Source organism: Marinobacter bohaiensis, from assembly GCF_003258515.1.
GTDB classification, from domain to species: domain Bacteria; phylum Pseudomonadota; class Gammaproteobacteria; order Pseudomonadales; family Oleiphilaceae; genus Marinobacter_A; species Marinobacter_A bohaiensis.
Genome location: NZ_QGEH01000001.1, coordinates 1,545,670 through 1,560,487 on the forward strand (window position 1 = coordinate 1,545,670; position 14,818 = coordinate 1,560,487).

The 14,818-nt window shown below is 64.5% G+C and carries 11 protein-coding genes; 4 read left to right on the forward strand and 7 right to left on the reverse strand.

Features of this window, described 5'->3' with window-relative positions; genetic code table 11:
* Positions 1 to 29: 29 nt before the first annotated feature.
* From DKK67_RS06920 to DKK67_RS06950, 7 genes are all read right to left on the reverse strand, one after another.
* Positions 30 to 854: an SDR family oxidoreductase gene (locus tag DKK67_RS06920; RefSeq protein WP_111495656.1), complete on the reverse strand. Its 825-nt coding sequence runs from the start codon at positions 852 to 854 to the stop codon at positions 30 to 32.
* Positions 851 to 2,824 (reverse strand): acetyl/propionyl/methylcrotonyl-CoA carboxylase subunit alpha, encoded by a 1,974-nt coding sequence (locus DKK67_RS06925; protein ID WP_111495657.1) that lies wholly within the window; start codon positions 2,822 to 2,824, stop codon positions 851 to 853. Before DKK67_RS06925 ends, DKK67_RS06920 begins: the two co-directional genes overlap by 4 nt.
* Before the next feature lie 10 nt (positions 2,825 to 2,834).
* Positions 2,835 to 3,659 (reverse strand): enoyl-CoA hydratase/isomerase family protein, encoded by an 825-nt coding sequence (locus DKK67_RS06930; RefSeq protein WP_111495658.1) that lies wholly within the window; start codon positions 3,657 to 3,659, stop codon positions 2,835 to 2,837.
* A 4-nt stretch (positions 3,660 to 3,663) separates the two neighbouring features.
* Entirely contained in the window at positions 3,664 to 4,824 is a 1,161-nt protein-coding gene (gene atuD, locus DKK67_RS06935; protein ID WP_111495659.1) for a citronellyl-CoA dehydrogenase, read from the reverse strand.
* A gap of 318 nt (positions 4,825 to 5,142) precedes the next feature.
* Positions 5,143 to 6,759, reverse strand: coding sequence for an acyl-CoA carboxylase subunit beta (locus tag DKK67_RS06940; RefSeq protein ID WP_111495660.1), 1,617 nt, complete (start codon positions 6,757 to 6,759; stop codon positions 5,143 to 5,145).
* 11 nt (positions 6,760 to 6,770) lie between these two features.
* Complete coding sequence (locus DKK67_RS06945) at positions 6,771 to 7,637, reverse strand: SDR family oxidoreductase (RefSeq protein ID WP_111495661.1); 867 nt, start codon at positions 7,635 to 7,637, stop codon at positions 6,771 to 6,773.
* Entirely contained in the window at positions 7,634 to 9,439 is a 1,806-nt protein-coding gene (locus DKK67_RS06950; RefSeq protein WP_111495662.1) for an acyclic terpene utilization AtuA family protein, read from the reverse strand. Before DKK67_RS06950 ends, DKK67_RS06945 begins: the two co-directional genes overlap by 4 nt.
* A 198-nt stretch (positions 9,440 to 9,637) precedes the next feature.
* Here DKK67_RS06950 and DKK67_RS06955 point away from each other — a divergent pair, with 198 nt between their 5' ends.
* From DKK67_RS06955 to DKK67_RS06970, 4 genes are all read left to right on the forward strand, one after another.
* Entirely contained in the window at positions 9,638 to 10,294 is a 657-nt protein-coding gene (locus DKK67_RS06955) for a TetR/AcrR family transcriptional regulator (protein ID WP_111495663.1), read from the forward strand.
* A 216-nt stretch (positions 10,295 to 10,510) separates the two neighbouring features.
* Complete coding sequence (locus DKK67_RS06960; RefSeq protein WP_111495664.1) at positions 10,511 to 11,572, forward strand: hypothetical protein; 1,062 nt, start codon at positions 10,511 to 10,513, stop codon at positions 11,570 to 11,572.
* A gap of 106 nt (positions 11,573 to 11,678) precedes the next feature.
* Positions 11,679 to 12,692 (forward strand): putative solute-binding protein, encoded by a 1,014-nt coding sequence (locus DKK67_RS06965; protein WP_111495665.1) that lies wholly within the window; start codon positions 11,679 to 11,681, stop codon positions 12,690 to 12,692.
* A 15-nt stretch (positions 12,693 to 12,707) separates the two neighbouring features.
* Complete coding sequence (locus tag DKK67_RS06970; protein ID WP_111495666.1) at positions 12,708 to 14,756, forward strand: TRAP transporter large permease subunit; 2,049 nt, start codon at positions 12,708 to 12,710, stop codon at positions 14,754 to 14,756.
* Positions 14,757 to 14,818: the final 62 nt, after the last annotated feature.

Sequence of the window (14,818 nt, forward strand, 5' to 3'; positions counted from 1 at the left end):
ATTCGACCCCGGAACCATCGCCCGGAGCTTTAATCGAGAAACAGGTCCGGCAGCAGCGGCTTATCACCGGGGGCGTAGCGATAGCCCTCGAAATCCGTCACGCCGGCCTGGCGCAGCACGTCCTCATCAATCAGCGCCTGCCCGGTCAGAGCGTCGGCATCCTGATTGAGAATGGCCACCGCGGCATCGGCCATGATGTCCGGCTTGCGGCCCTGGGCCATCATCGCGGCACCGCCCACTTCGAACTCAATGGCGGCGGTCGAGATCAGCGTTTTCGGCCACAGGGCGTTCACCGCGATGCCGTAAGACCGGAATTCCTCGGCCATGCCGAGCGTCAGCATCGTCATGGCGTATTTGGTCGTTGTGTAGGGGCCGTATTGTGCAAACCATTTCGGCGCCAGGTTGATCGGTGGCGACAGGCTCAGGATATGCCCGCGCTCCGACTGTTTCAGCCAGGGCAGAGCGGCCTGTGAGCAATTGAACACCGCTCGCGCGTTGACCTCATGCATCAGGTCGTAGCGTTTGACCGGAAGCTTTTCCACGCCCTGCAGGCGAATCGCCCCGGCGTTGTTGATCAGGGCGTCGATGCCCCCGAAATGTTCGCCCGCCTCGTCGATCCGTTCCCGGACCAGCGTCTCATCGCGCACGTCCAGCACCAGCGGCAACGCCCGGCCGCCGGCGGCTTCGATTTCCTCGGCGACGCTGTGAATCGTGCCCGGCAGCTTCGGGTGCGGTTGGTCCGACTTGGCGCCGATGACAACGTTGGCGCCGTCCCTGGCGCAGGCCAGGGCAATGGCCCGGCCGATACCCCGACTGCCGCCGGTAATAAATACGGTTTTGCCCTGCATGCTCATGCCGTTGCTCCTTCGTTGGATGCGTCGTCGCTGGCGAGTTCGACCAGCAACTGGCGACGTTTGACCTGGTTACCCGCGCTGACGTGGACTACGGCAATCTCGCCGTCCCGTTCCGCCACCAGCGGGTGCTCCATCTTCATGGCTTCCAGTACCACCAGCGTATCACCCCGTTTGACCGTCTGACCGGCTTCCGCGCGCACGTCGATGATGGCGCCGTCCATGGAGGCCAGAACCCGGTCCGACGCGCTGCCCTCAAGAGCAGAGGCAGGCGCGTGGGTGACGTCGCGAAGGCAGACGCTCCGGCTGAGCTGCTGCCAATATAGGTGATCCCCATCACGCAGGTATTGGCAACGCTGACGAACGCCATTGTCGATATAGTCCAGCTCGGATTCGGAGATGGAAACGATCTGGAGAGGGATGCGACGTTCGCCCTGAACGACGTCAACGCCGCTGTGGTGCCAGTGCAGGGCAATCTCATGGTGCGCGTCGCCCGCCGCCAGACAAAACGGCAGCGGCGTGGGCAGGCTATTGCTCCAACGGCTCCCGGTCTCGCCAGACTGGTGGGCAAAGACGATCGCCGCCAGACCCAAGTCAGTCAGGGACGGCTCGGCTGGCTGGAGGCTCTCGTCATCGGCGAAAGCCTGCTCCAGAAACGCCGTGGTTGCATCGCCGTTCACGAAAGTCGGGTGGCCCAGAATGCGACTCAGGAAGGCGCGGTTGGTGGTCACGCCCATGACGCGCATGTCCTCCAGGGCCCGACGCAGCCGGCGAATGGCATCGGCGCGGGTGCTGCCGTAGGCGATCACCTTGGCCAGCATGGGATCGTAGAAAGGCGTGACAGTATCGCCGGTCTGCACGCCGCTGTCGTAGCGAACGCCGTCGACGGGGGCCGGCGCGTAGTCGGCCAGCGTCCCGGTCTGCGGCATGAACTGGTCGGCGGGATCCTCGGCGTACAGCCGGACCTCCACGGCGTGGCCGGTGAGCGCGACATCCTCCTGGCGCAGAGGCAGCTCAGCGCCTTCGGCGATCTGTACCTGCCAGTGCACCAGATCCTGGCCGGTGACCAACTCGGTGACGGGGTGTTCGACCTGCAGTCGTGTGTTCATTTCCAGGAAGTAGAAGTTCCGCTCCCGGTCCACCAGGAACTCGACGGTACCGGCGCCCACGTAGTGGCAGGCTTTCGCGGCTTTGACCGCCGCTTCGCCCATGGCCGCCCGCAGTTCCGGGGTCATGAAGGGAGAGGGGGCCTCTTCCACCACTTTCTGGTGGCGGCGCTGGATGGAGCAGTCGCGTTCGCCGAGGTGAATGACGTTGCCTTGGGTGTCGGCGAAGACCTGGATTTCGATGTGGCGCGGCTCGATCACGGCTTTTTCGAGGATCAGCTCGTCGTCGCCGAAAGCGTTTTGGGCTTCCGAGCGGGCCCGCTGGATCTGGTCGGCCAGTTCGTCGGGTTTGCGGACGAGGCGCATCCCCCGGCCGCCGCCGCCGGCTGACGCCTTGATCATCACCGGGAAGCCGACGGATTCGGCCGCCTGCTGGAGTGCGTCATCGCTGGCGCCGGCTTCCTCGAATCCGGGTACGACGGGCACGCCGGCTTCCTGCATGGTCACTTTGGAGCGGCGTTTGCTGCCCATCAGCTCAATGGCGGAGGCGGGCGGACCAATAAAGATCAGGCCCGCTTCGGCGCAGGCCTCGGCAAACCTGGCGTTCTCCGAGAGAAAGCCGTATCCCGGATGGATGGCATCCGCGCCTGTGCGGGCGGCGGCGTCCAGAATCGCGTCGGCATTGAGATAGGATGCATTGACGGTGGCCGGCCCGAGGCGCACCGCTTCGTCGGCGAGACGAACGTGCAGGGCGTTGGCGTCGGCATCGCTGTAGACCGCGACCGTTCGGTACCCCTGGGCGTTGGCGGTGCGCAGGATCCGCACGGCGATTTCGCCACGGTTGGCGATCAGGATCTTGTGGATCATGGCCGATTCCTCATGGCGTGTCGTCGGTTGTTGCCCAGGCGGGCGGCCGCTTTTGCATGAAGGCCGTCGTGCCTTCGGCGCCTTCCTCCCCCCGGACCGCATCGGCGAACTGTTGCGCGGCGTCGTCCAGCAGGGACGGCATCGGCTCGTGGCCGACCCGGTGCAACAGGGCTTTGGTGGCCGCCGTAGCGTGTGGCGCACAGCGGATCAGGCTGGCGAGGGCGTCATCGAGCGCACCGGTCAGGGCCTCTTCGCTGTCGTGCACGGCATGCGCGAGACCCAGGCGGCACGCCTCGTGGCCATCGACCTTCAGTCCCAGCAGGGCCAGCCGACGGGCCTGGGTCAGGCCGATGCGCTCCACCACGAACGGCGCAATCTGGGCTGGAATGATGCCCAGGCTGGTTTCCGGCATGGCGAACTTTGCGGTATCCCGGGCCAGGGCCAGGTCGCTCACGCAGGCCAGCCCGAAGCCGCCGCCCATCACAGCGCCCTCAAGAATGGCAATGACCATCTGAGGAGCCGTGTTGACGGTCTCGATCAACCGACCAAAGGCCCGGTTCAGGTCGCGGAAGGGATCGTTGTACGCCGTGGCCTTCTGGGAGCGGGCAGCCGCCATATCGCGGATATCGCCGCCGGCACAGAAATGGCCGCCGGCGCCGCGCAGAACCACGCAGCGGATAGCGGCATCGGAGGCGATGGCCTCGAACACCGCCGCCATCTCCCGGACCATCGCCAGGCTCATGGCGTTTCGGGCGTCCGGCCGGTTCAGGGTCAGATGCAGAATCGGGCCACGCTGTTCCAGGGCCAGGGTGTCGCAATCGGGCAGTGTCGTCATGGGATCAGTCCTTGCGCTTGCCGGGCAGGATGCCCATCAGCTTGCAGATGATGCCCAGCATGATCTCGTCGGCGCCGCCGCCGATGGACACCAGCCGCACATCGCGGTAGGCGCGGGACAGCGGGTTGTCCCACATGTAACCCATGCCGCCCCAGTATTGCAGGCAGCTGTCGGTGACTTCTCGGCCCAGCCGGCCGGCCTTGAGCTTGGCCATGGACGCCAGGCGGGTGACGTCCTTGCCCTGGATATGCAGCTCGCACGCCTGATAGGTAAGGGCGCGCAGCGCTTCCACTTCGGTCTGCAGTTCGGCGAGGCGGAAGTGGATGGACTGGTTGTCGATCAGCGGCTGGCCGAAGGTCTGGCGCTCCCGGCAGTAGTCGATGGTGACCTCGATGCAGTGCTCCAGCGCCTTGATCACATTGGCGGCGCCCCACATGCGCTCTTCCTGGAACTGCACCATCTGCATCATGAAGCCGGTGCCTTCCGCGCCGATGCGGTTGCGCTGCGGCACCCGCACGTCGTCGAAGAACACCTGGGCGGTTTCGGAGGAACGCATGCCCAGCTTGTTCAGGTGCGGCGAGAAGGAGATGCCCGGCGTGTTCATCGGCACCATGATCAGCGACTTGTTCTTGTGGGGCTTGTCGTCCGAGGTGTTGGCCAGCAGGCAGATGAAATCGGCGCTGGGGGAGTTGGTGATCCACATCTTGGCGCCGTTGATCACGTAATCGTCGCCATCCTTGCGGGCGGTGGTTTTCATGCCGGCCACGTCGGACCCGGCGCCCACTTCGCTGACGCCGATGCAGCCGACCATGTCACCCGCGATGGCCGGGGCCAGGAATTCCCGCTTGAGTTCGTCGGAGCCGAACCGGGCGAGAGCGGGCGTGCACATGTCGGTTTGCACGCCGACGGCCAGCGGCACGCCGCCACAGTGCGCGGTGCCCAGCTCTTCCGCGACCACCAGGTTGTAGCTGTAGTCCAGCCCCATGCCGCCGAATTCCTCGGGCTTGTGAATGCCCAGTAGGCCCAGTTTGCCGAGCTTGCCGAATACATCATGGATGGGGAACGTGCCGGCCTCTTCCCATTCGTCGCAATGGGGGTTGATCTCCTTTTCGACAAAGTCGCGGACGGTTTTGCGCAGAGCGTCGTGTTCTTCGGTGAATAGCATGTGGATCCCCTTTGTTCTTGTGCCTGTGGTTGGCTGTTGTTCTTTGTGTTCTGTTTCTTTGTTTCTTGTGTAGCCGACGCTTTAGCTTCGGAGGCGCCGAAGGTGCCTGCTTTGTCCCCGGGGCGTGAAACCAATGGGCATCATCGCTTCCGCCGCCCTAGAGGGCCATCCCTGGCCCGCTATTGCGGTCAAGGACGTCCGTGTCCTCTTCTCCAGCGATGATACCCATTGGTTTCGATCTGACCTTTCGGTAAATCGCCGGGGCCCTGGAGGGCCCTCCGAAGCTAAAGCATCGGCTACATTGTTCGTGCTGTCCTGTTACAACCGTGCCACGCCGAAGCTGTTGGGGCGCAGTTCCCGTTGTTCCGCCTCGCGACAGACCGACAGCACCATCGCCAGTACTTTGCGAGTGTCGCGCGGATCGATCAGGCCATCGTCCCAGAGCCGGGCGGTGCCGAAGAGGGCGGTTGAGCCGTCTTCCAGCTTCTTGGCCGTCGCCTGCTCCAGGAAATCGAGCGTTTTTTCTTCCGGCTCCAGACCGTTGCGCCGTTGCTTTTCCTCGGCCACGATCCGCATGACTTTGCCGGCCTGGGCCGGGCCCATAACGGCGGTGCGGCTGTTGGGCCAGGCGAAGATGAAACGCGGATCCAATCCCCGACCGCACATCGCGTAGTTGCCGGCCCCGTAAGAACCGCCCACGACCACCGCCAGTTTCGGCACCCGGCAGTTGGCCACCGCTTGGATCATTTTCGACCCGTGCTTGATGATGCCGTGCTGCTCGGCGTGGGTGCCCACCATGAAGCCGGTGGTGTTGTGCAGGAACAGGATGGGCGTGCCCGCCTGGTCGCAGAGCTGGATGAACTGCGCCGCCTTGGTGGCGCCTGCCGGCGTGATCGGGCCGTTGTTGCCGATGATGCCGACGTGATGCCCGCAGATGCGGATCGTGCCGCAGACGGTCTGGTCGTCGTAGCCGGCCTTGAAGTCCTGGAAACGGGAGCCGTCGGCGATGCGCGCGAGGATCTCACGGACGTCGTAGGGCTTCTTGGGATCGGCCGGGATCACGCCGGTCAGTTCGACGGGCGAATAGAGCGGCTCTTCCCAGTCCGGAGATTGGGCCGGTGGCCGATGTTCGTTCCAGGCCAGGGCGTCCAGCACGTCGCGGGCGTGGCGGATGCCGTCGGCGTCGTTCTCGGCCAGGTATTCGGCGGTGCCGGCGATGTCGGCGTGCATTTCCGCGCCGCCCAACTCCTCGTCCGTGGCGATCTCGCCGGTGGCGGCTTTGAGCAGCGGCGGTCCGGCCAGGAACATCTTGGCTTTGTTGCGCACCACGATGACGTAGTCGGACAACCCGGGCTGGTAGGCGCCGCCGGCGGTGGCGTTGCCGTGAACCACCGTCACCTGCGGAATGCCGGCGGCGGACATCCGGGCCTGGTTGGCAAAGCCCCGGGCGCCCAGCACGAAGATGTCGGTCGCGTAGTTCAGGTTGGCCCCGCCGCTTTCCGACAGGGAGACCACCGGCAGCTTGTTTTCCATCGCGATCTGCTGCAGGCGCAGGGTCTTGTCCAGACCGGCCGGCGTAATCGTGCCGCCCTTGATGGCGCAGTTGCTGGCGACCACCAGGCAGCGAATGCCGCTGACGGTGCCAATGCCGGCGATGATGCCGCCCCCGGCCAGGCTCCCGTCCTTGTCGTCGTACATCTTGTAGCCGGCCAGGGAGCACAGCTCAAGAAAGGCGGTGCCGCGATCCAGCAGGCGGTTGATGCGGTCGCGGGGCAGCAGCTTGTCTTTCTTGGTGAACTTCTCGCGGGCGGATTCGGCCAGCGCAAGCACCTGCTTCTCGACGTCGCGGAATGTCTCGATGTGCTGCTGCATCGCTGCGGCGTTCTCGGCGAATTCTTCGGACTGGGGATCAATGGCCGATTCGAGGATCTGCATACACGACTCCCTCAGTCTTCACTGAAAATCTTGGGGGTGACGGCGCGGTGGAAGCCGTTGAAGGTCGCCACGTTCTTCGCCTTGGGCAGCGGCCAGACGCGGCCGCCCTGGGAGGCGGCGCCGTCGATGCGCAGCGTGTCCCCGCTGATGAAGGCCGCCGCCGGGCTCAGCAGGAAGCAGATCGCGGCACTGACTTCGGATTCGGTGCCGAGGCGTCGGCTGGGCACCGCATCGGCCAGGCCGCGGATCCAGGCCTTCATCTGTTCCGGATAGGTGTCCATGCCGCTGGAGGCGATCCAGCCCGGGGCCACGGCGTTGACCCGCACACCGGTCGCGGCCCATTCCACGGCAGCGGTCTGGGTGAAGTTGACCATGCCCGCGCGGGCTGCGCCCGAGTGCCCCATGCCGGGCATGCCGCCCCACATGTCGGCCACGATGTTGACGATGGCGCCGCCGGTCTGGCTCAGGGACTGGTTGTAGAGTTCCCTTGCCATCAGGAAGCCGCCGGTGAGGTTGGTGCGCACGACCGTTTCCCAGCCTTTCTGGCTGATGCCGGCCAGGGGGGAGGGAAACTGCCCGCCGGCGTTGTTGACCAGTCCGCTTACCGGGCCATGATCGGCGAGGATCTGTTTGACGGTGGTGGCCACGATCTCTTCATCCCGAATGTCGCAGGGATGGGCCGACGCGCTGCCGCCGTCCTCGACGATCTCGCTCCGGACGGTATCCAGTTTTTCCGGCTTGCGACCGACCAGTGCCACGTGGGCGCCCAGGGACGCCAGTTCGTGGGCCGTGCAGCGGCCGATGCCGGAGCCGCCACCGGTGACGACGAGGGTCTGGCCGTCAAACAGGCCGGGGCGGAGTACGGATTGGTAGCTCATGATCGGGTTCCTTTCAGCACGGCTTGGGAGATGGGGATGGGCATGTCCAGCAACTGCTGGGCAAATGCCTTGCCCTGGGGGTCGATGCGAAGACTGGCGACGCCGCCGCCTCCGAGGCTGTGTTCCAGCAGGAAATTGAACGCGTGGAAGCCGGGCAGGGCCCAGCGTGTCACGCGGCCGCTTTGTGGGTTCAGGACATGGCCCATCCAATGGGCCACGGCGTCTTCGGTCAGGGCGGCCGCCAGGTAGGGCACGTATTCCGGGTGTCGGGCGATCACGCCGATGTTGCTGTGGTCGCCCTTGTCGCCGCTGCGGGCCCAGGCCAGTTCGATCAGCGGGACGGTGGTGTCCGTATCGCTGATGGTCGGGAAGGGCGTCGTGTCCTCGCCATCGTCGATGTCGGAGGCACCGTTGGCGCGGGCTGCGACGGGCGTTGTCTCGCCGGCCATGTCCACGCTCACCGCGACCTGATCCTTCGGCACCAGGCAGGAGAACAGGCGGATCTTGGGCCAGACCGTGGGGCGGCCGCCGACAATGCCGGTCAGGCCGGGCGCCATGCCGGTCGCCGCCTGGGCGATTTCGCGCGAGAACAGCACCAGCGCTTCTTTTTTGGGGTGAGCCGCGCTGATCTTGACGACCACTTCCCGTGTTTGCCCGGCGCGGCTGTGCGGTCCGTAGGTAGCTTCGGTACCCAGCAGTTCCACGCTGGTTTCGGTGTAGGGCGGCAGGCCGCGTTCCTCGAACAGTCGACTGGTCTTGTCGAGGATGGCATCGGCCACGCATTGGGCCTTTTTCGGGGCATCGATGCCGCCGATCAGGAAGGTCACCGTGCATTTGTGGCCATCGGGCCAGGTGCCGGAGACCTTGTAGCGGTTGGTGGGCGCGCGGCCGGTGGCGCCGGAGACGGCAACGCGGTCCTGGCCAAGATCGTCGAGATGGACCTGGGTGAAATCGCAGGCCACGTCCGGCAGCAGATAGGCGCGCGGGTCGCCGATTTCATAGACGAGTTGCTCGGCGACGGTGCCGACGCTGACCCGGCCGCCGGTGCCTTCCGGCTTGGTGATCACGAAGTCGCCGCTTTCCTCGACCTCGACGATAGGAAAGCCCATATCCGCGAATCCGTCCGCCACGCTTTCCCAGTCGGTGAAATTGCCGCCGGTGGCCTGGGCGCCGCATTCGATCAGGTGGCCGGCCAGGCTGCCCTGGGCCAGCTTGTCGTAGTCGTCCCAGGCCCAGCCGAATTCATGCACCAGTGGCGCCAGGACCAGGGCGCTGTCGGTCACGCGGCCGGTGATGACGATGTCGGCGCCGGCTTCCAGGGCAGTCACAATGCCGGGAGCCCCCAAGTAGGCGTTCATGCTGACCATCATCGGCGGCATCGGGTCGCCGGTGGTCATCTCGCGGATGCCCTGCTCGTCGAGCTGTTGCTTCTGTGGCAGCAGGTTGTCGCCCAGGACGAGTGCGATTTTCAGATCAACGCCCTGTTCCTCACACAGTGCCTGGAGGGCGTCACGGCAGGATTCGGGATTCACGCCTCCGGCGTTGCTGACGACCCGGATGCCCTGGTTTTTGATGTCCTTCAGCAGCGGTCCCATGACCGTCTGCACGAAATCCCGGGCGTAGCCCGCCTTCGGGTCTTTCATGCGCTGGCCGGCCATGATCGACATCGTGATTTCGGCCAGGTAATCGGAGACCAGGTAGTCCAGGTTGCCCTGGCTCACCAGCTGGCGGGCGGCGGTTTCCGTGTCGCCCCAGAAGGCGGCGGAGCAGCCGATGCGCAGGGTGCGGGATGGGTCTGCCATGGGGTGTCCTCTCACTGTCTGTTGTGTCTACGCGCTGTTGTGTCTGCGCGACACGCTTGCCGGTTCGTCCGGTTGTTTTTATGGATGATTCGAAAACTGATTTAACGCCTTTTCACGCTGCCAAGCAAGCGCTTGGTTTGTAAATGAGGTGGTTGCGGGTACACTGGCCCGAGCAGACATCGGCTCCCGCAGGAGCCGATGTATCGGATTCATTCCAGCAACCACAGGAAGCAACCCTTGACGCCACAATCCATCCAGGCCGAACTGGTCGCGAACGGGACGATTTCCGACCCGCTCGGGGCCCGGGGGCGGCTGCTGCACGAAGCGGCGCGCCTGTTCCGGGAAAAGGGCTATGAGCGGACGACGGTTCGAGACCTCGCCGCGGCCGTGGGCATTCAGTCCGGCAGCCTGTTCCACCATTTCCGCTCCAAGGAAGACATTCTCAAGGCGGTGATGGAGGAAACCATCATCCTCAACACGGAGCTGATGCGGCACGCCCTGAGGCAGGCCGCGACGCCCCGGGAACGACTGCGGGCGCTGATCCGGTGCGAGCTGGAATCGATCAACGGCCAGACCGGCGAAGCCATGGCGGTGCTGGTGTTTGAGTGGCGCAGCCTGTCAGCCACCTCCCAGCAGGATGTCCTGCATTTGCGGGACGTCTATGAGGCGATGTGGCTGGAAGTCCTGGGGGAGCTCAAAGCCAACGGTGCCACTGCCGCCGATCCTTTCCTGACCCGGCGCATGCTGACCGGCGCACTGAGCTGGACAGTGACCTGGTATCGCCCCGACGGGCCGCGCAGTCTCGATGACCTGGCTGATGATGTGATGGCCATGCTGGGGCTGGCCGGTGAGTAAATGGCTGATGGGCATAGCCTTTCAGGCCGGGTGTGGCGCGGGTGGTGTGTTGTGTATTGGCCTGATTGGCCAATTTCCACGGCAGTCCGGTCATTCACTAAGTGCGACCCAGGTCGCATCCTTTTCTCAAACCGGGGAGTAGACCGAGTGTCTGGCGCCTGGCCAGACGGATCGGTGCACTCCATCGCACAACAATAATCAGAGAAAGGATCCGGCATGAAAGCTTTCGTCATCCCTGGCCTGACCCGCTCGGGCCACACGTCCCGACTCCTGCTCACCTTCGGCATGATCGCCCTGTTGGCCGGTTGTGGTTACAACCCGGTCTACCAGACCACCGGTGCGGTGTTTGCCGGCTATTCGGAATCCGAGGCCACGCCTTACGTCCTGCAAATGGGGGACGCGGATATGGCCTGCGATCTGGGCCGGTCGCTGGATCCGCTGGTCTACTCGTTCTCGCGGGTCACCGACCGGCCCGATACCACCGGCTCGCTGCTGCAGTTGCTGGCGGCCAACTGCTCCGAGCAGCAGGCCTGGGAGCAGGAACTGCGCTACGAGCGCGCCATCTTCAACGACGACGTGCCCGAAGCCAAAGACGCGCGCACCGCGGCCAAGCGCTGGCATGAGCTGACCGCCAAGCGTCGGCTGGAAGCCTTCAACCGGGCCATGCGCGCCTACGAGTACGATCCGACGGATCCCGAAGCGGAATGCCCCTTCCTCTACGCCGACCAGGACGAACTGACCTTCCTGCTGGGGCTGCTGACCGGCCTGCAGGCCATCATCAACGACACCAATTCCGGCGGCGCCGCGGGCGTGCCCAAGGACATCGCGCCCCAGGCGGAACGCGCCGCCCAGTGCCTGGACAACGAGAAGTGGGGCGGTCTGCCCAACGCCATCCGGGCCAACGTGTGGCTGCTGCTGCCGGACACTCGCCCGATGATGTCGCCGGATCCCTGGCGACTGCTGAAGAACAGCTCCGAGCTGGGGGTTGAGGCCGGTTTCCGGGCTTCCATGGCCCTGGAGGCCGTGGCCGGTGAAACCGCCGGGCGCCGGGACGTGATCGAAGACGTCATTCGTCGCTTCGACGCGGCCGAGAGCACCATTCAGGTGAGCGAGGATTATCGCCTGGTGGACCAGGTGGGCCGCAATGTGATCACGCATGTGTCCGACAAGCTCTGGACCCGTGAATACGGCTATCGGACTCCGGCCGCCTATTTTGGGCAACTGAGTCCGGAGAGCTCCTCGGACACTGAGACCATGGACCTGGACGACCTGCTCTGATCCAGCGCTCCTGAGGGACCGGCGCCGCTGAGGGGAAAGAGCGGTGCCCGGTTCGCACCCTGATTTGACGTTCAACAATCACAAGAAGTCACTTTGGAGGTTTCCAATGTTCCGCAAAACCACCGCAGCTCTGTTGATGACAATGGCCGTGGCGCCCATGGCGCAGGCGAAGAGCGCCAGCATGTGCGTGTTCGACGTCATCGGCGCCAATGGCGATGTTTACAACCTGATGAAGGACTATGCCCTGGAAATGAAGGGCCACGGTCTGGATATCCAGCTCAAACCCTACACCGATGAAGGTGTGGCGCTCGGCGACTTCCAGTCCGGTCAGTGCGACATCCTGGCGGCGACCGACCTGCGCACACGTCGGTTCAATCGTTTCACGGGTTCCATCAGCGCCGTGGGTGCCATTCCCACCTACGACAACCTCAAGACCGTCCTGGCGACCCTGGCCCAGCCCAAGGCCGCCAAGTTCATGAAGGAAGGGGACTATGAGGTCCTGGGCATCGCGCCGGCGGGGGCGGGCTACCTGTTCGTCAACGACCGTTCCATCGACACCGCCGGTGAACTGGCGGGCAAGCGCATGGCCACGCTGGATTACCAGAAAGACGCGATCCACATGGTCAATTACGTCAAGGCCACGGTGGTGCCCTCGGACATCACCAACTTCGCCGGCAAGTTCAACAACGGCTCGGTGGATACCGCCTACGCGCCGGCCTTCGCCTACGAGGCGCTGGAGCTGTACAAGGGCGTCGGCGACGACGGCGGCATCGTGGACTACCCGTTGGCCCAGCTCACGGTGCAGATGGTGGCTCGGGACGAACTGCTGAATGACGACGAGGCGCAGCAGGCGCGGGAAGTGGCGTGGGCGATGTATCCCCAGGCCATGGCGCTGGTGAAGAGGAGCGAGAAGAACATCCCGGACGACCAGTGGATCAATATTCCCGACGAGGATATCCAGGGCTACCAGGAAATGTTCCGGGAGAACCGCCTGGAGCTGCGCGACGGCAAGAACGGGGCGCCCAGCGTCTACGATCCCAAGATGCTGCACCTGCTGAGCAAGGTCCGCTGCGCCAGCAATCCCGGCGCGTCCGAGTGCACCGCTGGCAACCGCGAATAAGGCAGGTCTGGCACGATGAACTGGCGCGCTCTTTCGGCCAGCCGGGTCACCACTCAGTACCCCGTGCACCGGTTGCACGGGGTCATTCTGCTGGCCCTGTTGGTGTTTACCCTGCTGCTGGGTATGGGCAACTCGCTGCATTCACGCATGTTGTGGATCGGCGAGCAGACCTGGCCCAATTACTATCTGCTGGACCCCTGGGCCAGCGAGCCTTCCTGCAACCTCGATATGGACGTCGAGGCGGCGGTCCAGAAACGGATGGACGCCTACAAGCCGGACCCGGACGAGTTGTTCTCCTCGCCGCCGGACCCGGACAAGCTTCGCGAGAGCTTCCGCAAGAACCTCGAGCTCTGCCAGAAAAAACACGCCATGTTCGCGGCCAATCAGGAGCATGTCACGCCCGCGCTGACGGCCTTCAAGGTCGTGGAGCAGGGCATTGCCCACTGGTTGCTGGATAACATCGATCTGACGAAGTTTCTGTTCCTGGGGCTGTTCGCGCTGGCGGCTTTGATCGCGGCGTTCGATACCGATCACATCGCCCTGCGCCTGCCGCGTAACCGGGGTGAGTGGAAGCTGTCCCAGACGTTCCAATTGGTGGTCAACGGGCTGATGACCTATTCGCTGGTGTCCTACGCCGGCCGTCTGGGCGCTTCACCGTCATCCGAAACCCAGTTGGAACTTCAGTACGCCTGGGCAGCGGTGTTCGCGGTGTTCATGGTGATCAACGTCTACCGGCTCACCAACGTGCCGGAGCGGATGCGCGCGGGCGGGCTGACGCCGTCCTCGTTCCTGGTGATTCCGCTGTATTGCCAGATGGGCCTGATCGCCATGGCCTACTTCTTCTTCGTGGACGGTTACAGCGCCGGCCTGGCGATCTATTTCGGGCAGTTGACCAACCTGGCGTCCATGTTCATCAACATCGGCCTGTACGTGCTGGTGGGGATGATCCTCAAGCAGACGCGGCTGCCGGACCTGCTGCTCAACGTGATCCAGCCGTTCCACCTGCCGGCACCGGCCCTGGCGTCGTTGATGATCTTCGCCACGGCTTTCCCCACGGCGTTCACCGGGGCGTCGGGCATCTTCATCCTGGCTGTGGGCGGCGTGATCTACGATGAGCTGCGCAAGGCTGGCGCCGGGCGGCAGCTGTCCCTGGCCACGACCGCCATGTCCGGCAGCATGGGGGTGGTGCTCAATCCCTGTCTGCTGATCGTCGTGGTGGCGGCGCTCAACAAGGAAGTGACCACCGACGAACTCTATGGCTGGGGCTTCTGGATCTTCCTGATGTCGGCGAGCATCTTCAGCTTGCTGGTGTGCAGGACCCAGGGCAACTGGCGGCCGCGGCCCCAGGCCGGCGCCTTTGCCGAAGCCGGCCGCCGTCTTGGACCGCTGGTACCGTATATCCTGACTGCGGCGGTGGTCGTCGGCCTGGTCTGGTTCCTGTTGGGCCTGGGCTTCAACGAATACAGCGCGCCGCTGATCCTGCCTCTGGTGATGCTGGCGCTGGTGTTCATGGATTCCGGTGCTGGCAATCGCGAGGCGGGTGAGAGCCGCTGGTCGGCCTTTTTCAGCCGCAGCGCGGCGGCGGCCAGTGATTCGGCGGTGCATATCGGCGCACTGCTGGCGTTGATGGGCTTCTCGGTCTGCCTGGGCGGTATTCTGGAACGCTCGGACGTGGTCCACGCCATCTTCCCGGAGAGCCTGACCAATCCCTGGCTGGTGATGGCGGTGATTGTGGTGATGCTCACCTTTATCGGCATGATCATGGATCCGTTCGGGGCCGTGATCCTGGTATCGGCCACCATCGCCCAGGCGGCCATCAATCTGGGGATCGACCCGCTGCATTTCTGGATGGTGTGCCTGGTGGCGTTTGAGCTGGGTTATCTGAGTCCGCCGGTGGCGCTCAATCACTTGCTGACGCGGCAGGTGGTAGGCGAGACCGAGGTGCTGGCGGCCGAGCGCACCGGCAGCTTCTGGCACCGCTACGAGCGCCTGCTGCTGCCCCTCGTGGTGATGGGCACAACCCTGTTGATCGTGGCATTTGTGCCGATGTTCTTCTACAACTGATCAGGCGAGATCGTGAACCGTCGTTCGCAGTCGCGGGCGGCGGTTTTTTATGGGCGTTCCCA